23 protein-coding genes are annotated in these 25,774 nt (G+C 72.5%); 18 read left to right on the top strand and 5 right to left on the bottom strand.

Annotated features, from left to right (window positions below):
• Positions 1 to 484: 484 nt before the first annotated feature.
• Positions 485 to 1,372 (bottom strand): LysR family transcriptional regulator, encoded by an 888-nt coding sequence (locus ACFVYI_RS24115; protein ID WP_387889096.1) that lies wholly within the window; start codon positions 1,370 to 1,372, stop codon positions 485 to 487.
• 275 nt (positions 1,373 to 1,647) lie between these two features.
• Here ACFVYI_RS24115 and ACFVYI_RS24110 point away from each other — a divergent pair, with 275 nt between their 5' ends.
• Together ACFVYI_RS24110 and ACFVYI_RS24105 are read left to right on the top strand one after the other, a co-directional pair.
• Positions 1,648 to 1,959, top strand: a complete 312-nt coding sequence (locus ACFVYI_RS24110) for an EthD family reductase (protein ID WP_387888981.1) — start codon at positions 1,648 to 1,650, stop codon at positions 1,957 to 1,959.
• Between the two features lie 109 nt (positions 1,960 to 2,068).
• Positions 2,069 to 2,938, top strand: coding sequence for a PhzF family phenazine biosynthesis protein (locus ACFVYI_RS24105; protein ID WP_387888978.1), 870 nt, complete (start codon positions 2,069 to 2,071; stop codon positions 2,936 to 2,938).
• Positions 2,939 to 3,277: 339 nt separating this feature from the next.
• Here the strand turns inward: ACFVYI_RS24105 and ACFVYI_RS24100 are convergent, their stop codons facing one another.
• Together ACFVYI_RS24100 and ACFVYI_RS24095 are read right to left on the bottom strand one after the other, a co-directional pair.
• Complete coding sequence (locus tag ACFVYI_RS24100; protein ID WP_387888975.1) at positions 3,278 to 5,629, bottom strand: FHA domain-containing protein; 2,352 nt, start codon at positions 5,627 to 5,629, stop codon at positions 3,278 to 3,280.
• A 170-nt stretch (positions 5,630 to 5,799) separates the two neighbouring features.
• Positions 5,800 to 6,714, bottom strand: a complete 915-nt coding sequence (locus ACFVYI_RS24095) for a hypothetical protein (protein WP_387888973.1) — start codon at positions 6,712 to 6,714, stop codon at positions 5,800 to 5,802.
• 381 nt (positions 6,715 to 7,095) lie between these two features.
• Between ACFVYI_RS24095 and ACFVYI_RS24090 the strand changes: the two genes are divergently transcribed.
• Positions 7,096 to 8,130: a hypothetical protein gene (locus ACFVYI_RS24090; RefSeq protein ID WP_387888970.1), complete on the top strand. Its 1,035-nt coding sequence runs from the start codon at positions 7,096 to 7,098 to the stop codon at positions 8,128 to 8,130.
• 125 nt (positions 8,131 to 8,255) lie between these two features.
• Here the strand turns inward: ACFVYI_RS24090 and ACFVYI_RS24085 are convergent, their stop codons facing one another.
• Positions 8,256 to 8,813, bottom strand: coding sequence for a hypothetical protein (locus ACFVYI_RS24085; RefSeq protein WP_387888967.1), 558 nt, complete (start codon positions 8,811 to 8,813; stop codon positions 8,256 to 8,258).
• Positions 8,814 to 9,194: 381 nt separating this feature from the next.
• On the opposite strand from ACFVYI_RS24085, the gene ACFVYI_RS24080 reads away from it, so the two are divergent.
• From ACFVYI_RS24080 to ACFVYI_RS24015, 14 genes are all read left to right on the top strand, one after another.
• The gene (locus ACFVYI_RS24080) at positions 9,195 to 10,460 is read left to right on the top strand and encodes a chitinase (protein WP_387888965.1); all 1,266 of its coding nucleotides are present in this window, start codon (positions 9,195 to 9,197) and stop codon (positions 10,458 to 10,460) included.
• Positions 10,461 to 10,593: 133 nt separating this feature from the next.
• Positions 10,594 to 10,926: a PadR family transcriptional regulator gene (locus tag ACFVYI_RS24075; protein ID WP_387889094.1), complete on the top strand. Its 333-nt coding sequence runs from the start codon at positions 10,594 to 10,596 to the stop codon at positions 10,924 to 10,926.
• Positions 10,923 to 11,894 (top strand): hypothetical protein, encoded by a 972-nt coding sequence (locus tag ACFVYI_RS24070; RefSeq protein WP_387888963.1) that lies wholly within the window; start codon positions 10,923 to 10,925, stop codon positions 11,892 to 11,894. The genes ACFVYI_RS24075 and ACFVYI_RS24070 overlap by 4 nt, the downstream gene beginning before the upstream one ends.
• Before the next feature lie 320 nt (positions 11,895 to 12,214).
• Positions 12,215 to 13,108 carry an RNA polymerase sigma-70 factor gene (locus ACFVYI_RS24065; protein WP_387888961.1) on the top strand — a complete coding sequence of 298 codons (894 nt, stop codon included), beginning with the start codon at positions 12,215 to 12,217 and terminating at the stop codon, positions 13,106 to 13,108.
• A 49-nt stretch (positions 13,109 to 13,157) separates the two neighbouring features.
• Complete coding sequence (locus ACFVYI_RS24060) at positions 13,158 to 13,961, top strand: SDR family oxidoreductase (protein ID WP_387888959.1); 804 nt, start codon at positions 13,158 to 13,160, stop codon at positions 13,959 to 13,961.
• Between the two features lie 125 nt (positions 13,962 to 14,086).
• A complete protein-coding gene (locus ACFVYI_RS24055; protein WP_387888956.1) occupies positions 14,087 to 15,217 on the top strand; it encodes an FAD-dependent oxidoreductase in 1,131 nt (376 codons plus the stop codon).
• Positions 15,218 to 15,558: 341 nt separating this feature from the next.
• Complete coding sequence (locus ACFVYI_RS24050) at positions 15,559 to 16,110, top strand: hypothetical protein (protein WP_387888953.1); 552 nt, start codon at positions 15,559 to 15,561, stop codon at positions 16,108 to 16,110.
• A gap of 230 nt (positions 16,111 to 16,340) precedes the next feature.
• Positions 16,341 to 17,432, top strand: a complete 1,092-nt coding sequence (locus tag ACFVYI_RS24045; RefSeq protein ID WP_387888952.1) for a VWA domain-containing protein — start codon at positions 16,341 to 16,343, stop codon at positions 17,430 to 17,432.
• A gap of 367 nt (positions 17,433 to 17,799) precedes the next feature.
• The gene (locus ACFVYI_RS24040) at positions 17,800 to 18,714 is read left to right on the top strand and encodes a ribosome-inactivating family protein (RefSeq protein WP_387888949.1); all 915 of its coding nucleotides are present in this window, start codon (positions 17,800 to 17,802) and stop codon (positions 18,712 to 18,714) included.
• 175 nt (positions 18,715 to 18,889) lie between these two features.
• Complete coding sequence (locus tag ACFVYI_RS24035) at positions 18,890 to 20,386, top strand: hypothetical protein (RefSeq protein WP_387888947.1); 1,497 nt, start codon at positions 18,890 to 18,892, stop codon at positions 20,384 to 20,386.
• A gap of 301 nt (positions 20,387 to 20,687) precedes the next feature.
• A complete protein-coding gene (locus tag ACFVYI_RS24030; RefSeq protein WP_387888945.1) occupies positions 20,688 to 21,227 on the top strand; it encodes an ArsR/SmtB family transcription factor in 540 nt (179 codons plus the stop codon).
• On the top strand, positions 21,224 to 22,510 hold the full coding sequence (locus ACFVYI_RS24025) for an MFS transporter (protein ID WP_387888943.1): 1,287 nt from the start codon (positions 21,224 to 21,226) through the stop codon (positions 22,508 to 22,510). Before ACFVYI_RS24030 ends, ACFVYI_RS24025 begins: the two co-directional genes overlap by 4 nt.
• A gap of 263 nt (positions 22,511 to 22,773) precedes the next feature.
• A complete protein-coding gene (locus ACFVYI_RS24020; protein ID WP_387888941.1) occupies positions 22,774 to 23,478 on the top strand; it encodes a hypothetical protein in 705 nt (234 codons plus the stop codon).
• Between the two features lie 184 nt (positions 23,479 to 23,662).
• Positions 23,663 to 24,082 carry a hypothetical protein gene (locus tag ACFVYI_RS24015; protein ID WP_387888939.1) on the top strand — a complete coding sequence of 140 codons (420 nt, stop codon included), beginning with the start codon at positions 23,663 to 23,665 and terminating at the stop codon, positions 24,080 to 24,082.
• A 90-nt stretch (positions 24,083 to 24,172) separates the two neighbouring features.
• Here the strand turns inward: ACFVYI_RS24015 and ACFVYI_RS24010 are convergent, their stop codons facing one another.
• Positions 24,173 to 24,550, bottom strand: a complete 378-nt coding sequence (locus tag ACFVYI_RS24010; RefSeq protein ID WP_387888936.1) for a hypothetical protein — start codon at positions 24,548 to 24,550, stop codon at positions 24,173 to 24,175.
• Positions 24,551 to 24,651: 101 nt separating this feature from the next.
• Between ACFVYI_RS24010 and sigJ the strand changes: the two genes are divergently transcribed.
• Positions 24,652 to 25,575 carry an RNA polymerase sigma factor SigJ gene (gene sigJ, locus ACFVYI_RS24005; RefSeq protein WP_387888933.1) on the top strand — a complete coding sequence of 308 codons (924 nt, stop codon included), beginning with the start codon at positions 24,652 to 24,654 and terminating at the stop codon, positions 25,573 to 25,575.
• Positions 25,576 to 25,774 lie beyond the last annotated feature (199 nt).

Here is a 25,774-nt window from a genome sequence, read left to right as displayed (position 1 = left end):
CGCCGCTGATCCTGCCGTCGTGGGGACCAGCGGTTCATGGGTGGTGAGTACGTATCTTCCGATCGGTGAACCCCCATATGTCCGCCCGGCGTGCTACCGGCGGTGCCCTCTCGATACTTTGATCGTACTCGAACTGTTTTGTCGGGGAGTCGGTGACGAATCGTCAGTGAAGGTTGAAGGCTGGAGGGTTGGTGGGTGGTGTGGGAACGCCCGCTCCCGTCCGGCCGGGAACATCTCGCGCACGGGATCCGGAATCATGCCGCGGAGAAGGCCCTCTTCGCGGCCCGTCCTCGACGAGGCCGCCTGTCGGCGAGGTCCTGTGGAACACCGGGCGCCCGCACAATCCGGTGACCGTGGTGCGCGAGGTCGAAGCGGTGGCCCGATTCGCGCTGACCGAACACGAGTTCGCCGTCACCACGGCCGCCCGGCACAAGGTCTTCGGCCTCGCCACCGCAGACGTCCGTCTCGCTCGACCTCTTGCGCGTCAGTCCGGCAGCCAGTGCAGCTCGTGCGCCAGGGCTTCGGCGACGGCACGGATGCGGCGGTGTAGTGGCGACTGCTCGCGTGGGAGGACCAGGTGGAACGTCAGGCTGGGCGCGCCCCGCAGCGGTCGCCAGGTGAGACCGGCCGGTTGTGCCGTGGCCGCGGCTTCTCCGGCCGGGGCGAGGGTGACCCCGTCACGCAGGTCGCGCTGAGACATGTCGAAAGAGACTGCGGGCGTGTGGAATCGGGGGTGTGGTCGGATGTCTCGGAACAGTGCGGACAGCTGATCGTGGATCACGGGGTTGGCCGCACGGTCCGGGAGCCGCAGCGGATACGCGGCCGCGTCGGCGATCTCGATCTCCGGGTGCTCGGCCAGCGGATGGTGCTGCGCCAGCTGGACCCCGATGCGCGCACGCCGCAGCAGGTACCGGCGCACGCCACGGCCCGGTTGTTCACCGCGGGTGATCCCGGCATCGATGCGGCCGTCGGCGACCGCGGGGGAGATCTCCGGTGTCGCCATCGGGACCGCGCCGACCTCGAGTCCGCTGTTGCCGCGAACCAGCCTGTCCACCAGGGCCGGTGCCGTCTCGGCCCCGGCGCTGAGGCTGTATCCGATGCGCAGCGTGCCCAGTTCACCGGCCGCCGCGCTCCGGGCGGTGTCCCATGCCCGGTCCAGCGCCGCCAGCGCGGGCGGCGCGGACTCCGCCAAAGCCGCACCGGCCGTGGTCAATACGACGCTACGCGTGTTGCGGACCAGCAGAGCCGTACCGAGTTCCGCCTCCAATCGGCGCATCCGGGCGCTGAGCGCGGGCTGTGCGACACCGATCCGTGCGGCCGCGCGGGTGAAGTTCAACTCCTGCGCCAGCACCAGGAAGTACCGCAGGCTCACCGTATCCGGTGCCACGTGCCCTCCCTGCCGATTGATAACGATCCGTTCTGAGCCTATCCCGTACCGGTCTTTCCCTCGACCGCACATCAAGTCCTAACCTGCGCATATGGCGATTCAACTGACCGCAGCCCACCGACTCCCACGCGCTCCTCGAAACCACCTCCGTCCTCACCCGGATCCCGACGCTCCGCACCTGGCGAGGTCGGCGGCAGTTCTTGGCAGGAACTCCCAGGTCACCCGGAGTGTTGCGGTCTCGCCTCTGGGCGGAGGTCGTCATGCATAAGTTGGTGGTCCTGTATCCCAAGCCCGCCGACCCTGACCACTTCCGCGACTACTACGTGACCAACCACCTTCCACTGGTCATGAATTGGCCCGGCCTGCTTGCGTGGCGCTACAGCTTCGACGTGGTGGCGACCAAGGGAGAAGCGCAGTATTTCGCGGTCTTCGAAGGCGACTTCGCCGACGCCGCCGCCTTGGCCGCGGCGCGGGCGTCGCCGCAAGGCCGGCGGGTGGCCGCCGATGTCGTCAACTACGCCACCGGCGGTGCGATCGTCATCCACTATCCGGTGCAGGACGGCACCGGCTGAGGCAGGTCGGTACGCTCCGGGACGCGTTCGGTCGGCCGTTGCGGCCAGGTCCGGCTGTCGGCGGACGCCGTTCGCGGTTGCCGGCTCGTTGAGCGTCAAAGGTGGGCCGATGTCCTGGCCGAATGTCACGGTGGTTGATGCGTGCGTGCGGCGCGACGGCCGGGGCGGTAGCCCCACGTCCGTCACCGACGACGACCCGGCGGCGACGGACGCGGACCGGCGTGCGGTCGCTGCTGCGGCCGGCACCTCGCACGCGGCGCTCCTCGGCCCGGGGCGGACGCCGGACGGTGGCTGGCCGGTCCGGTTCTTCACCGCCACCGCCGAACTGTCCGGCTGCGGCCACGGCACCGTTGCCGCGCAGGCCGTCCGGTTGACCCGCACCGCGCTGGGCGAGCTGAACGACCGCCAACACACCGGCGGGCGCACGTTCGGCACCGTCGCGATCCGCCGCCCCGCCGGCATCGAGGTGTGGTTCGACCAGGGCCTCGTCGCGCTGCGCCACCCGGCACCGGACGAGCGCGCCGCGATCGTCGCCGCGCTCGGGCTCACCGCGGACGACCTGCATCCGACCGACGCGCCACGGATCGCCGCACCCGGCGCACCACGCATGCTGGTAGCGGTCCACGACCGGTCGGCCCTGTTCCGGGTCCACCCACACCTCGGCAGGCTGGCAGCGGCGTGCCGGCGGTACGGGCTCCTCGGCTGTTTCGTATACGTACCGCCGGCGGGTGGCCGACCGGGTGCGGCGCGGATGTTCGCGCCGGCGATCGGTGTCGGCGAGGACGTCGCCAACGCCAACAGCACCGGCTGCCTGGCCGCCCACCTGCTCGACACGGCAGGGGCGCAGACGGTCGCGATCGAGGTGGAGCAGGGCGACACCCTCGGCCGACCGGCCAGCGTGCTCGCTTCGGCCCGGCGCGGACCGGAGGGCATCACGACCCGGGTCGGCGGGTTGGCGGTGGTCCGCGACGGACACTGAGGCGACGACTGGACCGTCCTCTTCTGCGATCCGCGCATGGGCCCGCCACCGTCCTGCGCAGGCTGCGCGAACAAGATGAACACGTCACCACGGCCGCGAATGCCTGAGCCGCCAAAGCTACCGGCGGGTTACTTGTTCCCCGGTGTCGCCTCGCTCACGAAGAGGTCATCCGGAACGCGCCCGGCCGGGCGGCCGTCCTCTACGCCCACGAACCCGGTGACCGCGTGCACGGGTTCCTCGTCCTCAAGCGGGAGGACGCACCCTTCGACGCCGTCCGGAACCCGCAGGCCCAGCGCGGGCTCGTCGCCGCCGCCCTCCCCGGTGCGGTCCGGTCGGCCGCTACCCGCGCATGATGACGGGTTCGTGGCGGCGGAGCAGCCGGGCGACCAGGAGTCCGCAGGCCACCGAGAGAACGACCATCATGCCCATGTCGATCAGCCAGGTGCCGGCCTGGTGGGCGAAGATCGGGTCGTCGGTGAAGGTGTCGGGGAAGACGCCGCCGAGGTCCATGGTGGCGACCATCGCGCCGAAGGCCCAGCGGGAGGGGACCAGCCAGGAGAGCTGGTTGAGCACCGGCGCGTGGTCCAGCTGCAGCAGCGCGCCGCAGAACACCACCTGGATGATGGCGAGCAGGACCAGCAGCGGCATGGTCACCTCCTCCTTCTTCACCAGCGCGGAGATCACGAGACCCTGCATCATCGCGGTCACCGAGAGCAGCGCGACGGCGAGGGTGATCTCGAACAGCGGTGGCATGAAGATGCCCTTGGTGCCCGGTGGTCCGAGTTGCACACCGACCAGGGCGACCATGGTGAGGACCACGGACTGGACGACGGTGACGGTGCCGAGCACCACGATCTTGGAGCAGAGGTACGCGGATCTGGACAGGCCGACGGCTCTCTCGCGTTGGTAGATGCTGCGTTCCTTGACGAGTTCGCGCACCGCGTTGGCGGCGCCGATCAGCACGGCGCTGACGCAGAGGATGAGCAGCGTGTTGAGGGCGGTGGAGTCGTCGAGGCGGCTGCCGGCCAGGGCCCGGGTCAAGGCGCCCATGACGAACGGCAAGGCGATCATCACGGCGAGGAAGGTGCGGTCGGCGGAGAGCGCCGTGGCGTAGCGCCGGACGAGGGTGGAGACCTGTTTGCGCCAGCGGCGCGGCTTCGGCTTGGGCCGGGGCGGCGGGATCTCGGCCGCCGGGGCCGCGGGGCCGGGCGGGGCGGGGCGGGCGGTCGCGCCGGCGATGTAGCGCTGGTACGGCGGGGACGCACGGTACTGGCCCGCCCAGTCGCGGTCGGTCTCGTTCTCGAACGCTTCGAAGGCCTCGGACCAGCGGCCGAACCCGAAGTGGTCGAGGGTCTCGTCGGGCGGCCCGTACCAGGCGAGCCGCCCGCCGGGGGCGAGCAGCAGCAGGCGGTCGCACAGGTCGAGGCTGAGCACGCTGTGGGTGACCACGATGACGGTGTGCCCGTCGTCGGCGAGGTTGCGGAGCATCTGCATCACGGAGCGGTCCATGCCCGGGTCGAGGCCGCTGGTGGGCTCGTCGAGGAAGAGCAGGGAGGGCTTGGTGAGCAGTTCGAGGGCGACGCTGACCCGTTTGCGCTGGCCGCCGGAGAGCGTGGAGATCACCTGGTCGGCGCGTTGGGTCAGACCGAGTTCGGTGATCACCTCCTCGACCCGGGCGGCTCGTTCGGCGGGGACGGTGTCGTCGGGGAAGCGCAGCTCGGCGGCGTAGCCGAGGGCCCGGCGGACGCCCAGCTGGGTGTGCAGGATGTCCTCCTGCGGCACGAGGCCGATGCGGTGGCGCAGCTCCGCGTAGTCGTGGTAGAGATCGCGGCCGTCGTACCGGACGGTGCCCCGGTCGGCGGGGCGCAGCCCGGTGAGGGCGTTGAGCAGGGTGGACTTTCCGGCGCCGCTCGGGCCCGCGACGGCGAGCAGACAGTGCTGGCCGACCGGGAAGGTGACCTGGTCGAGCAGGACGCGGCCCTCGGTGACCTCGACGGTGAGGCCCTCGACGTCGAGGTCGATGTCGCCGGTGTCGACGAACTCCTGCAACTGGTCGCCGACCAGGCAGAACGCCGAGTGGCCGATCCCGACGATGTCACCGGGGCCGACCAGGGCCTGCCGGACCGGCAGGCCGTTGAGGTAGGTGCCGTTGTGGCTCTCCAGGTCGGCGATCTCGTACCGGCCGTCGGTGTGGGCGCGCAGTTCGGCGTGGTGGCGGGAGACGGACAGGTCTCCGAGCACCAGGTCGTTGTCGTGCGCCCGGCCGATCCGGATCACCTTGGCGGGCAGTCGCCGGACGCTGGTCGGCGGCCGGTCCAGGCCGGTGATGGCGGTCAGCCCGGACGGCTGCTCCCTGAGCTGGGTCGACTTGTGCAGGGCGCTCAGGGTGCAGCAGGGGCCGTCGGCGGCGTTGCCGAAGCGGAGCGTGTACCCGGGGCCGACATCCAGGTGCTGGACGCGGTGGCCCTTGCAGAATGTGCCGTTGGTGGAGCCGGTGTCGTCGAGCATCCAGTGGCCGTCTCCGACGTGCAGGACGGCGTGGTGCCAGGAAACCCTCGGGTCCGAGAACACGACATCGCTGGTGGGGTCGCGGCCTACGGCGTAGCTGCGGCCCGGGCTCATCACCTGCGAGTGGTCGTCGGTCTCGAGGACGAGCTGCGGCGCGGTGAGCGCGAATTCTCGCTCTGCCATATGACCGATGCTAGACCCGTGGGTGGGCCCCTGCCCAAGGGGGCGGATCTCGCCCGCCCGAGTGACACCCGGCGGACCGGGCGATCGCCGCCCGCGTGGCCGCGGGCGGCGGCGTGGTGGGTGCCGGGTCGCACCGACCGTGCGGTCCTTGCGCGCCCGTGCGGGACGTCTCAGCGCCCGCGTGGTCGCGGGGCCGGCGCCAGGGGGAGCTGGTCGCCGGTGGCGCCGACCTCCAGGCGGGCGTAGTCCGGGTGGTCCATGCGATGGTGGACGTAGATCTGGTCGGCCCACGGCGGGTCGAACGGCGTGAACGCGCGCAGGCCCAGGACCCGTCCGATCGCCCGGTCGGAACGGGTGGCGTTGAAGTCGGCGACCGCGGCGGCCTCGCCGATCTGTTCGATGGTCCCCGGCAGGTCGTCGAGATAGCAGGTGACCCGCGGCAGCAGGTGCCCGTGCTCGGGGCCCCGGAAGAGGTCGAGGGCGGTCGCCGTCGAGGAGCAGTAGTCCAGGTCGAGGGAGACGAAGCCGACCGGGTGATCGCGCAGCACGTCCGCGCGGGTGGCGAGGTAGTCGGGCAGGGTCCGGGCGAGGTCGCCGATCATCAGCTCGGACGTGCCCAGGCGGGCCCGCAGCCGGTCGTGGTCCATGGCGTAGAAGCCGGGGGCGAACAGGTAGGGCAGGTCCCGGGGGTCCTTGGCGGGGGGCATGCCCGCACCGCCGTCGAAGCCGACCACCCGCACCGCCACACCGGTGGCGGCGGCGTAGTGCCGGGCGTGCTCGGCGAGGGCCAGCAGCCCGTTGCCCCCGGCCACCCCGAACTCGATCACCGTGACACCCCGGTGCCCCAGTCGCGCGGCCAGCTCGGTGGCCCGGCGCACGCCGTAGGCGTAGTGCGGCCGCTCCACCAGCCCGAACCGGTACGCCGACGCCGAACCGACCCCGGGCAGCCGCCGTAACAGCCGGTTGCGCACCGCGTTCCGGGTGCCGGACTTCGACCAGTCCCACAGCACGTCGGCCAGCCCGCCACCGGGCAGGCGACCGAACGGATGGCCCTTCTGAGCAGTCGTACCCGCACCCCTGCGCACCACGGCACTCCTCACCACGACGAAGCGGTCACGCGCAGCCTTCCCGTCCGTGCTCCCCGCCCAACCGGTGCGGGGCGGGTCATGGCCGAGAATCGCGGTGCGCGGTGCTTGCCGCCCCGGGCCGCGGCCGGTTGCCGGCGAACCACGGAGACCGTCCCGGCCCGGGCCCGGACCGTGCCGTCGGGGCGGTCACCGGACACCTGTATGTTGATCACCCGCCGGCCCTGTCGGTGACCCGCCCCGGGGTGCTGACGTGCGGGTCCGGTCCGGGCGCCCGACCACTGTGCGGAGAACGGGTCGCCGTCGCCCGGGGGGCAGGACAGGCCTCGGCGGCGGGGCTGAACGGCCGTTCGTCATCTCACTGTGCTCGAAGGACTTCGTATGACCACTCCTGCCCCGCCCGACAGCCCGCGGTCCGTCGAGGGACCGGCCGACACCGACCCGTGGGCACCGCCGGGTCCGGCCTCGGGCGGGGGAGAGGGCGGGGCCGGCGGCGGGGGCACGGCTCCGGGGCGCGGGGAGGCCACCGCTCCTGCCCCCGCGGCCGCCCCGGGCGCGCCGTACTGGCCGCCGTATCCGCTGCCGGCACCGCCGCCGCGCAACGGCCTGGGGACCGCGGCCATGGTGCTCGGCATCGTCGGTACCCTCCTCGGCCTGGCCGTCGTCCTGTTCTGGCTGTCCTGGCTGCCGGCCCTGCTCGCCGTGATCTTCGGCGCCATCGGACTGGGCTACGTGCGCAAGGGCCTGGCGACCAACCGGGGGTTGGCGCTCGCGGGTGTGATCCTGGGCGTCGCCGGTCTGCTGATCTCGGTCGGCGCCGGCGTGTTCGTCGTGGCGCACCTGCAGGCGGCCAACGAGGAGCGGCAGGCGGAGAAGAACGCCGCGCGCGCTCGCACCGAGGCCGCGGTCCAGGCCGCCGAGGAGCAGGCGGCGAAGGAGAGGCAGCGGATCGAGGCGGAGCGGAAGCGGATCGAGGCCGAGCGGGAGAAGGAGGCCGCGGACGAGAGGGCCCGGCGTCTGTCGTTCGGCCAGTCCTACACCTACGGGGACGGGCTGAAGGTCACGATGGCCAAACCGGAGCCGTACGTCCCGCGCGACACCGTACTCCCGGCCCCCAAGAACGCCACGATCGTCCAGGTGAGGATCACCGTCGTCAACACCGGGTCCGCGGAGGTCTCGCTGTACGGGTCGGGGATGCCCCTCGTCAGGGACGCCAACGGCAACCTCGTCTTCATACTGACCGACGGGAGCGGACGGATGAAGCTCCTCACCGGCTCTCTCGCCCCCGGTCAGGAGGCCACCGGCCTGTCCGCGTACGCCCTGCCGAACGGCGCGGCCGAGCGGTTCTCCGTCGACTTCAGCTACGGCTCCGGAGGGCAGCGCAAGAACGTCGTCTGGTCCGGCCCTCTCAGCTGACCCGAGGCGCGCGGGCGTGCCCGGCCGGTCCGGGCGAGGTGGCGCACGCCTGCCTCGCCCGGCCGCGTCCGCTGCCGCTCCGGCTCCGGTCCGTCGAGTCCGGTACGGACCGGAGCCGGTTCGGTTCAGTTCAGGGTGGCGGTGAGGGCGGAGTCGTCCCGCGTACGGTGTTCGATCGTGAGCTCTCCGGACGCGCCGTTGTAGGCGCCGGTGCCGCCCGTGACCGCGAAGGTGTGGGACCACGGTTGGTAGCCCAGCACCACTTCGGTCACCGCCGGAAGGGGACGCTCGAAGGCACCGGCGGCGGTCAGCGTCCCGTCGGTGAGGCGCAGGACCACGGTGGAGAGGACCAGGGCCTCGTCCAGCCCGACGGTGATGGGCAGGCTGTGCGCGCTCTCGGTGCCGACCGGCGTGCCGGCTGCGTCCCGGAGTTCGTAGTGGACGAAGTACGGAGCGCCGGCGGTCAGGACGTTCGGGATGTCGGCCGCCGCCCGCTTGCCGGACAGGTTGAGGGTCGAGGCACGCCGGGCCGCATGGGCCTTCCCGGCCGCGCCTAGGGCCGCTCCCACGCCGACGGCTGCTGCGGAGGCCATGCGCAGGGCGTTCCTGCGGTCGATGCTCGTCATCACGTTCCCGATGTCTGGTGCGGAGGCGTACGGGCGGTGGCCCGCCCTGGTGGACACGCGGCCCCCTTCCCGGATCCGGACGGCGCCTATCGCCGTCGGCGCGGGATCCCCTCGAACGAGGTACCGGGAGAGGGGGCGGTCGGAGCGTCTCCCGTCGATCAACGACGCGGACACCGGCCCCGTCACGTGCCGTCGAAGGTCCGCACGGCCGGGTGCGGCCCGTCGGGAGCGCGGAGCGTGGCCCCGGGTGGGCGGCGAGGCGACGGACGGGGCCTGCGGCAGCGCGGCGGTACTGCGGTCGGCAGTACTGCGATCGGAGGTACCGCCGCCGCGCCGGGTTCGCCGGTGCGGGGCGGGGCGGCGTCGGGCGGCGATGATCGATGGCAGCTCCGTTCGGAGCGGTGTCCTCCATCGTTTCGTTGCGCGAGGAGTGTGGTGATGCCCTGGCTGTCCGGCCTGGTGCCGTGTCTCGCGTCCGGGGTGCTGGTGTTGTCGTTGTCGGCCGTGGGGGTGGTTCCCGCGCGGTCCGACACCCGGTCCCACGAGGAGCCGGGGGAGGTTCGGCAGCGTGCGGAGACCGTGGTTGTCGCTCCCGGGCCCGCGCGGCCCGTCGCGGTCCGGGGGAGCCAGGAGCGCTACCCGGCGCGGTTCACCGCGCCGTACGTGGAGGGCTGGGGATCGCCGGACGTGCTGGAGCGGGCCCGCCGGCAGTGGGGGCTGTCGTACTTCACGCTGGGGTTCGTGATCAGCGACGGCGGGTGCGAGGGGGCGATCGACGGGACCATGCCGCTGGCGGAGTCCGAGTGGCCGGCGGCGGTGGCGCGGCTGCGGGCGGTGGGCGGTGACGTGATCGTCTCCCTGGGCGGCGGCGCGGGGACGGAGTTGGCGCGGGCGTGCGCGTCGGTGGACGATCTGGTCGATGCCTACCGGCGGGTGGTGGAGGCCTTCGGCCTTCCCCGGATCGACCTGGACATCGAGGGCCCCACGCTGCAGGACGGCGCGGCGAACGAGCGCCGCAACGAGGCGCTGGCGCGACTCCAGCGCGAGTACGCCGCGGCCGGGCGCCAACTCGCCGTGCAGTACACACTGCCGACCCACCCCCACGGCCTTTCCGAGGTCGGGCTCGACCTGTTGCGCGATGCCCGTGAACGCGGAGTGGACGTCAGTCTCGTCAACATCATGACCATGGACTACGGGCCGGACCTCGACATGGGCCGGACCGCCATCCGGGCCGCGGCGGGCCTGCACGGGCAACTCGCCGGGATCTGGCCGGACCGGAGCGAGCGGCAGCTATGGGCGATGGAGGGCAACACGCCCATGGTGGGTGTCAACGACGCGGTGAACGAGGTGTTCAGCACCGCTGACGCCGCCGAGCTGGCCGCGTTCGCCGACGAGAAGGGCATCCGGATGCTGTCCTACTGGGGGCTGGGGCGCGACCGGCCGTGCCCGGTGCTCGGCATCCTGGCCGAGGACTGCAGCGGGACCGTGCAGGATGCGGGGGACTTCGCCCGCGTCCTGCGGCACGCGTCGACGACCCCTCCGGACGCCCCGGGCGCCGCTCCGCCGCAGGAGCGGGGGAGCGCCGCGAACTTCGGCAGGCCCCTGGCCCCGGCGGTCCTGCCGCCCGCCGTCGCCGCGCGCCGCCCGCACCCGGGGGCGGCCGGGCCGGGCGGCCGGCCCCGGCTGTCGCGGTCCGCGGGGTGACGGGCCGCCGTCCACCGCTTCCCCGGCCACGACAGCGGGCGCTCGCCGGCACTCGGTTGACCGATACTCAGAAACCCTTGCCCAACCCTACGGTGACCGTACTATGGTGGGGGACGTGAAGAACAAACGCTCCATGCAGGAGCCAACCTTCCTTCTCCTCACCGCACTTGCCGACCAGCCCCGGCACGGCTACGCGCTCGGTGAGGAGGTCGCCGAGATCTCCGGCGGCCGCGTCCGGCTCGGTGCCGGGTCCCTGTACGGCACCCTCGACCGCCTTCTGGCCGAGGAGCTGATCCGCGTCGAGCGGGAGGAGACGGTGGACGGACGTCCCCGACGGGTGTTCGCCCTCACCCCCACCGGTACCGACGCGCTCAAGGCCGAGAGCGAGCGCATGCGGGCCGCCCTGCGCGAGGCGGACCGGCGCCTGGCCGCGGCCCGGACCAGTCCCGCAGGAGGCATGGCATGACGTCGAACCGGCACCCCCTGAACGACCGACTGCTGCGGTGGGCCCTGGCCCTCTACCCCGCCTGGTACGGCGCCGGCGCGCGGGCCGAGGTCGCCGACCACGCCGAGCGCCACGTCGCCCGCGCGGGCCGGCTCGCCGGGCTGCGCGAGGTGGCCGGTGTCGCCGGCCACGGGGCCCGCGTCCGGTTCGGTCTGACGTCCCACCGCCCCCTGGGCCGGGCGTTCGCCACCGTGGCCCCGTTGGCCGCGGTGCTGGCGGCGACCCACGCGCTGGTCCTCGGGTGGCACGCCGTCCGGACCGCCACCGATCCCGACTTCTTCGCGCTCGCCGACGCGGGAGTCCAGAAGGACGGCCCCAACCTCGCGATGGCCGCGCTGGTCGCCGGGCCGGCGCTGATGGCGGGCGCGGTGCTGGTCGGCCGTTGGCCCGCCGCGAGGATCCTCGCGCTGGTCACCGTGGTGGCGACACCGCTGATCCACTTCCTCGGCCGCCCCGACCTGATCGGCAGGTCGGCCGACATCCAGGCCTCCTTCCACCTGACCCACTCCGACCTCGCGCTGCTCGTCCTGAACGCCGTCCTGCTGCTGGTCGCGCCGCCGGACGGGACGCACCCGCACTCCACCGCGCCCCGGGTGGTCGCCGCCCTCGTCGTGGCAGCGACCGTCGTCGTGAGCCTCACGGCCCCCTTCGGGGAGAACAACATCCTCACCGGGTTCGACCTCCTCGCACCGGTCGCCACCGGCGCCGCGGTCGCCTGCACCGCCCGTACCATCGGCCGCGCGGCACTGGCCACCGCTCTCCTGTCGGCGCCGCTCCTGCTCACCTATGAGCTGATCGGCGGCGCCCACCTGCAGGTGCCGGCCCTGCAGCGGGTGACCGTCCTGTACGCCTCCGGCTTCGTGATCGCCTTCGGTGTCGTGCGGCTCACCGGGTTGCTCGCCCGCCGGACCGGCCTCTCCCGCCCCTGACCCCGCCCGCCGTCCTGCCGAACTGCCCGCGCCCACCGGTGAGCGCGGGCAGTTCGGCGTTCCGCGCCCGGTGGGGCATCCGGCCGGCCCGTTCGTGCAGGAAACGCTGCCCGGCCGCACCGCTCGACCGCACCCGCCCGCCCGTCCGTCTGGGGCGCGCGCACGGTGGTCCCACGATCCACGGGGGAGTGCTTCGCGGGGCCGGTCGCCCTGTCCCAGAAGCCGGCCGACAGCCTCGACGGCGTCCGCCTCGCTGCTGCGGGTCGGAGCCGGCATGCCCGACCGGCCCGGCGGCCGGCACTCCCTGCGAAGATCGGGGGATGGACAAGGCACAGGAGTTCGAGGCGTACCGGCCCCGGCTGTTCTCGTTGGCGTACCGGATGCTCGGGTCGGCGGCGGAGGCGGAGGACGCCGTGCAGGATGCCTACCTGCGGTGGCACGGGGCCGAACCGGGCCAGGTCGCGGCGCCGGCGCCGTGGCTGGCGAAGGTGCTCACCAATCTGTGCCTGAACCGGCTGACCTCGGCGCGGGCCCGGCGCGAGGAGTACGTCGGCCCGTGGCTGCCGGAGCCCGTGCGGACCGACGGCGGGGCACTCGGGCCGATGGAGACGGCGGAGCAGCGGGACGCCGTGTCGCTGGCGGTGTTGGTGATGATGGAGCGGTTGACGCCGCCGGAGCGGGCGGCCGTGGTGCTTCGCGACGCCTTCGACTACAGCCACCGGGACATCGCGGGCGTGCTCGACTGCTCGGAGGCGAACGCGCGGCAGCTGTACCGCAGGGCCAAGCAGCACCTGACGGACGGCCGCCCGAGGTTCGTCTCCTCGCGGGAGCTGAGCGGTGAACTGCTGACCCGGTTCCTGGAGGCGGCGGCGGAGGGGGCGATGCCGCAGTTGGAGGCGCTGCTCGCCGACCAGGTGGTCGCGTGGTCGGACGGCGGCGGCAAGGCGGGTGCGGCGCGGCGGCCGGTCGTCGGACGGGAGATGGTGGCCCGGTTCCTGGCGGGTCTGTTCGCCCGGTGGGTGAACGGGGTGCGGATCGAGGTCGTCGAGGCGAACGGCAGTCCGGTGGTGCTCGGCTGGGAAGAGGGCGAGCTGACCTCGTTCGGCGCGTTGGAGCTCGGCGAGACCGGGATCACCGGCGTCCGGATCGTCAGGAACCCGGGCAAACTGGCCTTTCTGGCGAATCAGTTGCCGGAGCTGTCACAGAACCCGTGAGTCGTCGGTTCTTCATCGGTGACGGCAGGACGAGAAAGGGCTGTGGCTGATGAAGAACGACGCGATCATGGTGACCGGTGCGACAGGCGTGCTCGGCCGCGAGGTGCTGGACCGGGCGCGCCGCACCGGTTTGCCGCTGCGGGCCCTCACCCGCCGGGCCGCGCTGCCGGACGACCCGGGGGTGGCCTGGTTCACCGGTGACCTGGCGACCGGCACCGGGCTGGACGAGGCGTTCGCCGGGGTCCGCACGGTCATCCACTGCGCGACCGACATCCGGCACTTCAAGAACGACATCCCGGCCTTCAGGCACTTGCTGGAGGCGGCGAGGCGCGCCGGGGTCGAGCATGTCGTCAACATCTCGATCGTCGGCGTCGACCGGATCCCGTACCCCTACTACCGGGTCAAGCTGGAGGGCGAGCGGCTGCTGGCGGCCTCGGGGATCGGCTGGACCAATCTGCGGGCCACCCAGTTCCCCGAGCTGTTGAACATGGCCTTCGGGGTCCTGTCGAAGCTGCCGGTGGTCATCGTGCCGAGCGGCACCGCCTGCCAGCCCGTGCAGCAGGGCGATGTGGCGGACCGGCTGGTCGAACTGGCCGTGGGCGAGCCGGGCAAGGGCCGGCCGCCGGCCGGCGGTTGGGGGAGGGTGCCGGACCTCGCCGGGCCCACGGTGTACACGGCCGACCGGCTGGCCGAGGACTGGTTGCGAGCGGCGGGCAAGCGCCGCCGCGTCCTGCCGCTCTTCATCCCGGGGAAGATCGGGGCGGGTTTCCGTTCCGGCGCCCTGACCGCACCCGACCGGGCGGTGGGCAGGGGGACCTGGGAGGAGTACCTGGCCGAGAACGTCGGGGGCTGACCTGCGGTGTCGGTCGGATGTGGGAGGGCTGTCGGTCGGGTGCCGGTCGGTTGTGGGTGGGGTCTGCGACCTTTCCGGAGACGGCCGACCGGAGCCACCGGGAGGCGCGATCCCGAGGAGCCATCATGGACACCCACGTCACGATCATCGGCGCCGGACTCGGCGGACTCACGCTGGCCCGCGTCCTGCACGTCCACGGAATCCCGGCCACGGTCTACGAGGCCGAACCCTCCCCGTCGGCGCGCCTGCAGGGCGGGATGCTCGACATCCACGACTACAACGGGCAGCTCGCCCTCGACGCGGCCGGCCTGATGGACGAGTTCCGCGCCATCGTCCTGGAGGGCCGCCAGGCGATGCGGGTCCTCGGTCAGGACGGCACCGTCCTGCTCGACGAGGCCGACGACGGCACGGGTGGACGCCCCGAGGTGCAGCGCGGCGACCTGCGACAGGTCCTGCTCGACTCGCTGCCCGCCGGCACCGTCCGGTGGGGGCACAAGGTCACCGGCGCGCGTGCCCTCGGCGGGGGCCGCCACGAGGTGGCGTTCGCCGACGGCGCCACGATCGTCACGGACCTGCTGGTCGGTGCGGACGGCGCGTGGTCACGGGTGCGGCCGCTGCTCTCCGCCCTCACGCCCGCGTACGACGGCACGGCGTTCGTCGAGACCTACCTCTTCGACGCCGACACCCGGCACCCGGCCGCGGCGCGGGCGGTCGGCGGCGGGTCCATGATGGCGCCCTCGCCGGGCGCGGAGATCTTCGCCCACCGGGAGAGCGGCGACACCCTGCACACCTATGTGGTGCTGACCAGGCCTCAGGACTGGTTCGCCGCGATCGACTTCGCCGACGCCGCCGCGGCGACCGCGCGGATAGCCCAGGAGTTCGACGGGTGGGCGCCGGAACTCACCGCGCTGATCACCGACGGCGACACCGCGCCGGTCCTGCGCCCCCACTACGCCCTGCCCGCCGGACACCGGTGGGACCGGGTGCCGGGGGTGACCCTGCTCGGCGACGCGGCCCACCTCGTGGCCCCGAACGGCGAAGGCGCCAACCTGGCCATGCTCGACGGCGCCGAACTCGGCAGGGCCCTCGCCGCACACCCCGACGACGTCGAGGCCGCGCTCACCGCGTACGAGCGGGCCATGTTCCCCCGCAGCGCCGAGTTCGCCGCGTTCGAGCGCCTTGAGCTCCGAGGGGGCGACCCCGACGACACCACGGCCCACGGCCTGAGCGACACGACGATCGGGAAGCGGGCTTGAGCCGCGACCCGTGTCCCCCGCAGGTCGCTGCGGGGGAGCGCGGCCGAGGGCCGGGGTCGTGCGCGCGGGGCCGACCGCCGTGCCGGAACGGGCCCTCGATCGACCAGTGATCGTCAAGGGTCGTGGATCGAGTGACGTGCGATCAGCTGCCGCGGTCGTGGGACGCTCGATCATGCGGCGGTCCTCCGACCCGGCGGCGGGGCGGACGTGCGACCAGCGGTGATGTGAAACGGTTCGCCCGGGGTCCCCCGCGCGGGGGAGTCGATGCCCGTCGCAGAGATGACCACCGAACCCGTCTTGAGTCGGATCCCGGGCGCTCACCGAGCAACGAAGATCGATTCATGAGAATCAGGACGCTTCACCCCTCCCCGCCGGTCGGTGACACCGCGCGGCCCGTCCCGAGGTGGGCCATCCGCTGCGCCCGGCTCGTACCCCTCCTCGTCCTCCCGTCGTGCCTGTGGCGTCTGCCGTTCGCGTTCGACTACGAGATGGGCCAGGTCTACGCGGTTCACCAGCCATGGCACTGGTGGGTGATCCTCTATGTCTTCGGACTCAGCCTGCTCTCCGAGGGACTGGCCTACCTCTCCTTCGGCCTGGTGGCCCGGTGGGGCGAAGTGGCACCCTCCTGGCTCCCGCTCGTCGGCGGCAGGCGCATTCCACCGTTCGCTGCGATCGTCCCGGCCACGCTGGGCGGTCTGGCGCTGGTCGTGCTGTGGGATCCCCTGCCCCTCGCCCTTCTCCACATCGGCGGGGTCCCCCTCGTCGAGTACTCCAGTGGATGGTGGAAGGCGCTTGCAGCGGCGGCCACTCTCCCACTGACGCTGTGGGGCCCACTTCTCCTGGCCGTGACGTACGCGTACTACCTGCGGCGCCGCGGAGAAGCGGTCGCTTGACGCGCGTCGATGGCCGAGCGCGCCCGCGAGGCGCCGGCCGTCGCGGGCCGGCGAAGGTTCCCGGTCACGATGAACCAGGGGCTTGTCGACTTCCCGGCTCCGTCGCGGGTACGTCGGACTCTGGAGAACCCCAGGTCAGACCGACTGTCAGTGCCCCCTCATAGTGTGGGAACAACGTTGGAGGGGCGCCGGAAAGGGCGTCGGAAGAGCGTTGGAAAAGGGGTAGCGCCATGTCTGCGAACAGGATCAAGCACAAGGTCAACCACGTCTCGCTCGTGGTCGACAAGTCCGGCTCGATGCGCCAGCACGAGGCACAGCTCGTCCGTGTCGTGGACGAGTTCGTGAAGGGTCTTCAGGAGGAGTCCGACCGACTCGGCCACGAGACCCGCATCAGCCTCTACGCGTTCGACCACGAGGTGCAGAACCTGGTCTGGGACATGGACGTCAAGCACCTGCCGTCCCTGCGCGGCCTGTACGAGGTCAACAACGGTGCCACGGCGCTGATCGAGGCGGCGGTGAAGTCCATCGACGACCTGAAGAACATCTGGGAGGGGTACGGGGAGCACTCCTTCCTTCAGGTCGTCGTCACCGACGGCGAGGAGAACGCCTCCGGCTGCTCGGAGACCGGCCAGATGCACATCCGGATGGGCGCCGGCCGGGGCACGGCCGTCCTGCGCACGTGGATGGACCGCATTCAGGGCGCCCTGGACGGCCTCCCCGACCACTGGACCTCGGCGATCCTCGTCCCGAACTCCCTGGCCAAGCGCACCGCTCAGGAGTACGGCTTCCCCGCGGGCAACATCGCGATCTGGGACGCGGACTCCAGCAAGGGCGTCGAGGAGGCCATCGGCACCGTGAAGGCGGCTGCCACGAGCTTCCTGCGGGGCCGCGAACAGGGCGTGCGCGGTACCAGGAACCTCTTCGCCATGGGCCAGGACCTGAACACCGCCGAGGTGAAGGCCAACCTCGATGCCCTGGACACCGGCAAGTACATCCTGATCCCGGTCGACCAGCAGATGCCGATACGCGAATTCGTCACCAGCACCGGGCACGCGTACAAGACCGGCTGCGCCTTCTACGAGCTGTCCAAGCGGGAGAAGATCCAGGGCACCAAGCAGCTCGCCGTCGCCGAGAAGGACCCGGCCACCGGGCGGATGACCGGCAGGGTGTTCTCGGGCCCGGCGGCGCGCCAGCTCCTCGGCCTGCCGAAGTCGGAGGTCACGGTGAAGCCGGGCGACAACCCGTCGTACACCGTGTTCGTCCAGTCGACCTCCGTCAACCGGAAGTTGGTGCCGGACACCAAGCTGCTTGTCCTCCTGTAGCCGCGAGCCGGCCACAGCGAGTGTCCGCTTCGAGGTGAGGGTGGGGTTGGCGCTTCCCTTCGGATCGACAGGGATGCGTGAGTGGTCGTCCGGCCGTCGGCCGGGTCCGTGCCCGGGCGGTCCGGCGCATCTCCGGGCACGTGCGAGGACAACGTACGCGCAGGGATCAACCGGCATGCGCTGCAAGGCAAAAGGCGGGGCGGGAGCCCGTGCATGCTGGGGATCGCGACGTCAGAACGGACCACGTCGTCGCCTCCCGGCGATCGCCGCACCATCGTGCCGGCGTCGCCGCTCACCCACCCGCCTCGCGTCCGGCCGCGGTGATCGATCGCTCGCCGTCCGGGCCTGGTCATTCCAAGAGGGAACCATGCTCAAGAGGACCTACTCCGCGCTGCTGTCGATCACAGCTGCCACCGCACTTCTCGCACCCCTGGCCGGCACGGCCTCCGCGGCAACCGCCTCCGCCGGCCGGCCGGCGGGAACGAGCCAGGTGCGGCCCGCACCCGTGAGCGGCGCGGCGGCGCTGCAGAGCTGGCCCGTCATCGACTGGGACATCACCGACATCACCGCCGGCCGGGGCGAGCACGCGAACCGCTACTGGAACCTGATCGACGCGATCCACCGCAACAGCTACGGCGACTCGACCGACACCGGCAGCGGACTCGTCGAGCAGACCACCCGGAACACCAACCGCCTGATCCAGGTACGGGTGAGGAACGAGGGGAGCGACCTCGTCTCCGTCTACCTGTGGGCCGACAACCTCTATGTCGCGGGTTTCTACTCCCCCGGGGCCAACCGGCACTGGGCCTTCCAGGACGGCCGCCAGCAGCAGTTCCAGCAGGACCTGGGCGTGACGGCGCGTCTGATGCCGCGCAACGGCAGCTACCTCAGCCTGACCGGAGGGTCCGGCCGGCAGGACATGTACCTCGGTTCCACCAACATCTTCAACGCGCTCCGGGATCTGCATTCCGTTTCGGAGTGGGACGCGACACGCATCGACCGGGGCATGTTGATGGCCATCACCATCTTCTCGGAGGCCGCCCGGTTCGGGCCGATCCTCAACCGCGTCTACGGGAACATCAACGGGTTCACCAACTACCAGCTGAGCCGGGACTACGCCGAGCTGGAGAACCAGTGGGGGGCGCTGTCCCGAGCCGCGCACAGCTGGCGCGAGGGCCGGTCGGCTTCGGTGCGAGTGATCGGGAACAACGTCACGAGCTTCGACAGCCTGCGGCGAGTGGTCGGTTTCGTGGAACTCCACGGCTCGGAAGCGCTGCTGTAGATCCGCCGCGGGCGTGATCACCTGAGGCCTCTCGCACAGTGCCCCGGCCCGCCCCTCGCGTTCGAGGCCGCTCCACCCCGCGACCGCGGGGAGGAGCGGCCTCCTGCCCGTCTCCGCCTCCGCCGCCTTCGCGAGGCTAGAATCGCCGTTCTGCCGATCAGGGGAGTCATCGGGCATGAGTGACCGTCCACGTACGGCCGAGGCGATCTGGCAGGCGGCCGATCTTCCTGCCCGTCGGCTCGCCGGAGTGGCGCTCAATCCCGCCGCCCCGACGGGCGTGCTGCTCCGGCTGCTCGCGTGCGACTCGGCCGCCGTACGAATGACCCTCTGCCGGGACCGGGACCTGCCGAGGGAGGTGGTGGACGCGGTGGTCGCCCACCCCGACCAGCACACCCGGCGCTTCCTCGCCGCCAACCCGTACGTCGACCCGGCCCAGCGCGCCCGGCTGGTGGAGGATCCGCACTGGATCGTCCGCGCCTGGCTGGCCGGCGGACCGGGCTACCGACACGGGCGAAGCGAACTCCCGGAGCACACGGTGGTCCGCATGCTGACGACCTACGACCGTGAGCACCTCGATACGATCTACCGGCAGGTCCCGAGGTCGGCGCGATGGACGTTCCCGTCGCACCCGGAGCCGAAGGTCAGGGCCTACGCCTGCTTCTGGTGGTCGGAGCTGACCGCGCAGGAACGGTCGGCCCTGCTCGCCGACCCCGACGAAGAGGTACGCGAGAAGGCCGAGACCCTGCTGACGAACAGGATCCTCGACCCCGAGTACGTGGAGCGCGAGCTCCCCGACCGGCCCTGCCATGCCCGGACGCACTTGCTGATGCACGGAGCGCTCTCCCGCCGCGTGGTGGAGCAGGTACTGGCCGCGCCGGCCGGACGCGAAGACCTGGCGATGATCGCCGGCAACCCGAGCCTCCCGCTCGACATCCTGGCGCGGCTCATCCGGGACCCGGACCCGCACGTGCGCGAGACGGTCGCGGACCGACCGGAACTGACGGCACACCAGCGACGGGTCCTCGCAGACGACCCGCACCCGGCGGTCCGGACCCGGATCTCCCTGCACCCCGCACTCACCGAGGAAGAACGCACTGCCATCGACTACGAGGTCAGCTCGGACCAGACCTTCGGCCCTTCCGACGCCCCCACCTCGCTGTACGACTCGGCGCGGTCCCGCCGCCACGCCCTGAGCGGCCACCCCCTGCTGCGCCGCCGGGCTGCCTGCGACCCCACCCTGCCGCCGGACCTCGTGGCGCGCCTGTCCGTCGACCCGGACATCGGTGTGCGGGTCCTGCTCGCCCAGAACCACCCCCAGGCCCCGGCGGCGCTGCTCCTGCGCAGCTTCCTGGAGTACACCGGCCGCGAGCGGTGGCACCTGACGACCCGCCCGAACTTCCCCACCGCGGAACTCGCCGGTTACGCCGAGGCTGCGGACCCGATGCTCCGACGGCTCGCCCTGCTCGATCCGCGGATTCCCGCGGTCACCGTGGACCGCTTGTCCGGCGACTCCGACCCGGAGGTGCGGGTGGGCGCCGCCCGTCATCCACATCTGCCGTTGCGGCGGCTCACCCAGCTCCTCGACGACGAGGAACTCGCGCACGAGGCCGCCGCCAACCCGGCCCTGCCCCTGCCGGTGATGCACCACCTCGTGGCCGCGCTCGATGACTAGGAGTCACGGGCGACTTTGAGCGTCCTGGGGCGAGGGCGTCCCTGCACGACGTGGCACCGGGGGGTGCCACGTCGTGCTCAGGTGAAGCCGATGCTCCGGTCGGCGGCATCCGGTGCGATGAAGGTGAGGAGTCGCTCGGCCTCCTCCAACACTGTCGCGGTGGGGCGTGAGGGTCGGCTGCGGTGTCTGCCGGTCGAAGGACCCGAGAGCAGGGAGCGAAGCCTCCCGTGCCGGACAGCGGATTCCGGAAGTCCGAACAAACCCCTTGCCTAATGGTCAAGAAGTGTTGACCATTAGGGGCATGTCCACCGATGATCTTCCTGAGACGTTCCACGTCACCACCGACGAGCAGCTGCGCGCCGTCTCCAACCTCACGCGTCACCGGATCATGGCCGTGCTCCGCTTCGAGCCCGCGACGATCACTCAGATCGCCCAGCGCGTGGGTCTCGCGAAGGGGAGTTCCAGCTACCACGTACGGCTGCTCGAACGGGCCGGCCTGGTGAAGGTGGTACGAACGCGGAAGGTCCGGGGGGTCAACGAGCGGTACTACGCCATGGCCGCGCGGTCGATCGTGCTGCCGGATCCGGGCGAGGGAGGGCCGGACCTTCTGATGCGGCATGCGGTGGCGGACCTGGAGGCGGCGCCGCAGGACGGCGGGCGGCACGTACGGATGGCGCATCTGCGTCTCACCGACGAGCAGTTCGCCGAGCTCGGGGCGCGGCTGCACGCCCTGGCGGACGAGTACCGGGAGCTGTCCGATCCGTCGCTGCCGGACGCGTCACTCGTCTTCGCGCTGTTCCACCCGACATCGCGCGAGCAGGCCGAAGGGGACGCCAAGTGACGTCAGACGCAAAGAAGTTGCCGACCGGGTTCGGGCGGCTGTGGACCGCGCAGACGGTGTCCTCGCTCGGTGACGGGGTGTCGCACGCCGCGCTGCCGCTGCTCGCCCTGACGCTGACGCGGGATCCGATGGCGCTCGCCGTCGTCACGGCCGCCGGAACGCTGCCGTGGCTGCTCTTCGGGGTGCTCGGCGGTGCGCTGGTGGACCGCTGGGACCGTCGGCGCACGATGTGGGTCACGGACGCGGCGCGTGCGGCGCTGCTCGCGATACCGGCGGCGGCCACCGCGCTCGACGTGCTGAGCATTCCGCTGCTCGCGGCCGTCGCCTTCCTGCTCGGCGTCGGCGGACTCTTCTTCGACACGGCCGCCACGGCCTATCTGCCGGATCTGCTCGGCCGCGACCCCGCGCTCCTGGAGCGCGCCAACTCCCGGCTGCGTGGAGCCCAGACCGCCGCCTCCGGCTTCGCGGGGCCGCCTGCGGGCAGTGCCCTGCTCGCGCTCGGACGGGCGGTTCCGCTGCTCGCCGACGCGGTGTCGTTCGCGCTCTCCGCACTGCTCGTACGGTCGCTGCCCGCCGCGCCCCGGCCCGTGCCGCAGGCCCGTGAGTCGCTGCTGCGGCAGGCGCGGGCCGGCGCCTCGTACGTCTTCCGGGACCAGTTGCTGCTCGGGCTCGCGCTGCGTCCGGCGGTCGGGAACATCGCCTTCCTCGCCGTGGAGACCGTACTCGCCCTCTTCGCGCACGATCGTCTCGGCATCGGCACCTTCGGCTTCGGCCTGCTCCTCACGGCGGAGGCCACCGGCGGTCTGCTCGGCGCGGGCATCGCCTCCTTCCTCGGCCGACGACTCGGCACCGGCGCCGCGCTCACCTGCACGGCCGCGGTCGAGGGACTCGCCATCCTGGGCCTTGCCCTCGCCCCGAACCCGTACGTCGCCGGCCTCGCGCTAGCCGTCTGCGGAGCGGGCATGGGTGCCACGATGGTGCTCGCCCCCTCCCTCCGACAGGCGATCGTTCCCGCCCACCTGATGGGCCGGGTCGCCTCGACCTCCCGCATGCTCGCCATGTGCGCCGCCCCGTTCGGAGCCTTCCTCGGCGGCTGGCTGGCCACCGCCTACGACGTGCGCACCCCGCTCTACACCGCCGCCGGCCTCCTCCTCACCATGACCGCCGTCACGTCGACCATGACCAGCAACCGCCAGGTCGAGGCGGCGCTGCGGGCCGCCGCCCCGGCGGATGATCCAGATCACCCGGAAGCCCGGGTTCCCGTTCGGGAGGGTGCCGTTTGATCCCGAGTCGCGTCACAGTCCGACCGTGCACGCAGAGGGGGGAAGAAGCTCCCCTGGCCACAGCCGAGTTCTGGCACGTGACCGTGGGGTCCGGCCCCGGTGCTGCTCCCGGCTGCCTGCTGCAACTGCCTGGTCACCTCGGGGCCGCGGTGGCTAGGCTGCGTCCGGTGGTTCGCGCCCCGGGGCGTGCGGTCCGTCCGGCCGGGACCGCAGAGGGGGGTCAGGTGTTTCGCCGTTGGTGGTTCCTGCGTCTGCTCCGACCCGTGGAGCAGGGTCCGCGCCCGCCGGGCCGCCGAGAGTCGAAGCAGGCCGGGGAGATGGTGCTGCGCGAGTGGCAGGTGCTCCGCGACCGGTTGGCGGAGATCGCGGCCGAACGGGTCACGGCGGCCGGCGACATCCTGCGGGCGGCCGAACTGCAGCTCCCACCGGAAGAGATCGGTGCCCGTCGGAACTACCTCTGGGCACTGGAGGCGTACGACGCGGCGGGGCGGCTGCTGGACGAGGCCGCCGACCTGCCGGACCTGACCGCCGCCGTGGTGCTCGCCGAACAGGCGGTCGAGCGGCTGGCCGCCGCGCACACGGCGCACGCGGGCGGGCGTCCCCGCCCGTTCGCGGTCCGCTGCTTCTACAATCCGCTGCACGGTGACGCGGTCCGCCCGGCGCCGAAGTCCTCCGAGGCCGGCCGTAGGTCCCGCCGCCGGCCCACGGTCGGTGCCCGGGAGGCCGCCGCCGAGCGGCGACCGGCCTGCGCGGCCTGCCGCAACGCGATCCTGGCGGGGCAGAGCCCGGACGTGCTGCCCGCGTTGCTGCCGGCCGGGGCCCGCCGACGGGGCGGCGGCCCGGTGTTGGTGCCGTACTACGCCGTCCCGCAGCAGTGGTCACCGTGGCCGGCCACCGCCTGCGGCGCCTACGACGACGGGACGCCCGCCCTGGTGCTGCGTGGCGGCCACCGCCGACCGCGCCCCTGATCCTGCCGGCTGCGCGGCAGTCGAGCCGGCCCGGGCGTAGGGCCACCGATGCTTCCGAGCCCGGCGCCGCCCGCTGCGCCCGCCGCGCCCGGTGAACCCGCTGATCCCGATCATCCGTCCCTTCGTCTGGAGGGGCTGCCCGGTGGACGGGCGGCCTCGGTTCGCAGCGACTGAGGGAGCACTCGTGAAGAAGATCAAGACGGCGGTGGCCGCCACCGTTCTCGCCGGTGTCGCGTTGACGGCGGCGCCCGCCGAGGCGTCGGCCGAGCCGATGCACTGCACCAGTCCCACCTGGGGCGGCGAGTACCTCTGCGGTGGCGAGTACGGCCAGCCCGGTATGGCGGAGTACGGCTACCGGGACGGCCGCCGGATGGTGTTCGTCATCGGTACCGACCACGCCGTGTGGACGCGTTCGAGCAGCGCCTCCGGCAAGAAGAGCTCCTGGTCCTCGCTGGGCGGCTACCTGGCCGGTGGCGTCGGCATCCTCGCCACCGACGTGGGCGGCGGCCAGTTCGAGATCGGCGCGAAGGGCACGGACGACCGCATCTGGTCCCGGCGCCACGGCGCGGACGGCAGCTGGAGCGCGTGGGCCCGCGTCTCGTAGCACCCCTGCCCGCAGGGCCGGGCGGAACCCGGCTTCCGCCCGGCCCTGCCCGGCGCCGACCTGCCCGCGGCCGCCGACCCGCCGGTCGCCTCAGCGCCGGGCCAGGGCCAGCACGCTCAGGGCGAACATCAGGACGCCCAGCGGGAGATGGACCGCCGGGACGTGCGCGACACCGAGCACGACCTGGACCGACGCGAGGACGAGGAAGCCCGACGCGTACCAGACGGGTCGGGGCGAGCCGCCGCCCGGCTTCCACGCCAGCACCGCCGCGAGCACGTACAGCATCGACGCCCCGTACATCACCCGGGCCCCGACACTGTGCAGCGTCTCGCCGTAGGAGGCGGTCAGCAGCAGCCCGGCGGAGACCGCCTGGAGGAAGATGGTCAACGTCTGCAGGCCGATCGCGACCCGCAGGAACGAGGAGCCCCGCCGGGCGTTCACCGTCGCCGTCGTCACCTGAGTGGCCATGTCGCAGTCCCCTTGTCCGCCCTCGGGCAGTAGATCGATAAGGTCTCACCAGCCCGACGACACGGGCCTGCGAAAGGTAAGGCGAGGGGGCGAGCGGAATCATGCGGACCGCAGGGGCCGGCACGGGACCGGACGGGATGGCCGGCGAGCGGCCACAACTGATCAACGTCGCCTACCGGCTGCTCGGCTCGGTGACCGAGGCCGAGGACGCCGTGCAGGACGCCTACACGCGCTGGTACCGGCTGCCGCGGAGCCGGCAGGAGGAGATCCTCTCGCCCGGCGCCTGGCTGACGACGGTGACCAGCCGGATCTGTCTGGACGTGCTCGGCTCGGCGCGGGCCCGCCGCGAACGCTACGTCGGCGCGTGGCTGCCCGAGCCGCTGCCCGACCGCACCGAGTGGGACCACCCGGGCGGAGCCGGGACCGCCGGCGCCGAGGACCCCGCCGACCAGGTCGTCCTGGACGAGTCGGTGTCCATGGCCTTCCTCGTGGTCCTGGAGTCGATGACGCCCGCCGAGCGGGTGGCGTTCGTCCTCCACGACGTCTTCCGCTACCCGTTCACCGAGATCGCCGACGTCCTCGACCGCACCCCCGCCGCCTGCAAGCAGCTGGCTTCCTCGGCCCGGCGCCGGGTGGGCGCCGAGCGCGCTCCGGCGCCGGCGACCGGCCGGGCCGACGTGGTGAGAGACGTCAAGGAGGCGTGGAAGAGCAGGAACATCGCGGCTCTGGTCGCCCTCCTCGATCCGGCGGCCGTGATGACCGCGGACGGTGGCGGCATGGTCGGCACCGTCCTGCGCCCGGTCGAGGGGGGCGCGCGCATCGCCCAGTACATGGTCGCGATCGCCGACAAGGCCCCGGGGCTCGAACTCCTGGAGCGGTCGGTCAACGGTGTGCCGGGGCTGGTCGCCCATCGCGACGGCGTCGTCCTGACCGTGGCCGCCTTCGACGTCTGCGACGGCCGCGTCACCCGCATCTGGGCGGTGCGCAACCCGGAGAAGCTGCGCCCCTGGGTGCGGGAGGGCTGAGCGGCCCACCACCGGGGGCCGTCCTCACCGGCGGCCGGGCGGCTGACCGGCACCGTCGTCGTGGCGTGTCCCACCGGCGGGGACGGCTTCACCGGTCCCGCCCACCGGCCCGGGCCACAGCGGGGGCCGTGTCCGGCCGGGCGCGCGCCGCGGTCGTGGGCGGGGCCGCCGACTCCGGCCTCGGCGGCCCCCGACGCAC

Origin of the sequence: Kitasatospora sp. NPDC058218, from assembly GCF_042882445.1 — a bacterium.
Classification (GTDB): Bacteria; Actinomycetota; Actinomycetes; order Streptomycetales; family Streptomycetaceae; genus Kitasatospora.
Note: the sequence above shows the minus strand (reverse complement) of the source record. Positions and strands in the feature narration are given on the sequence as shown.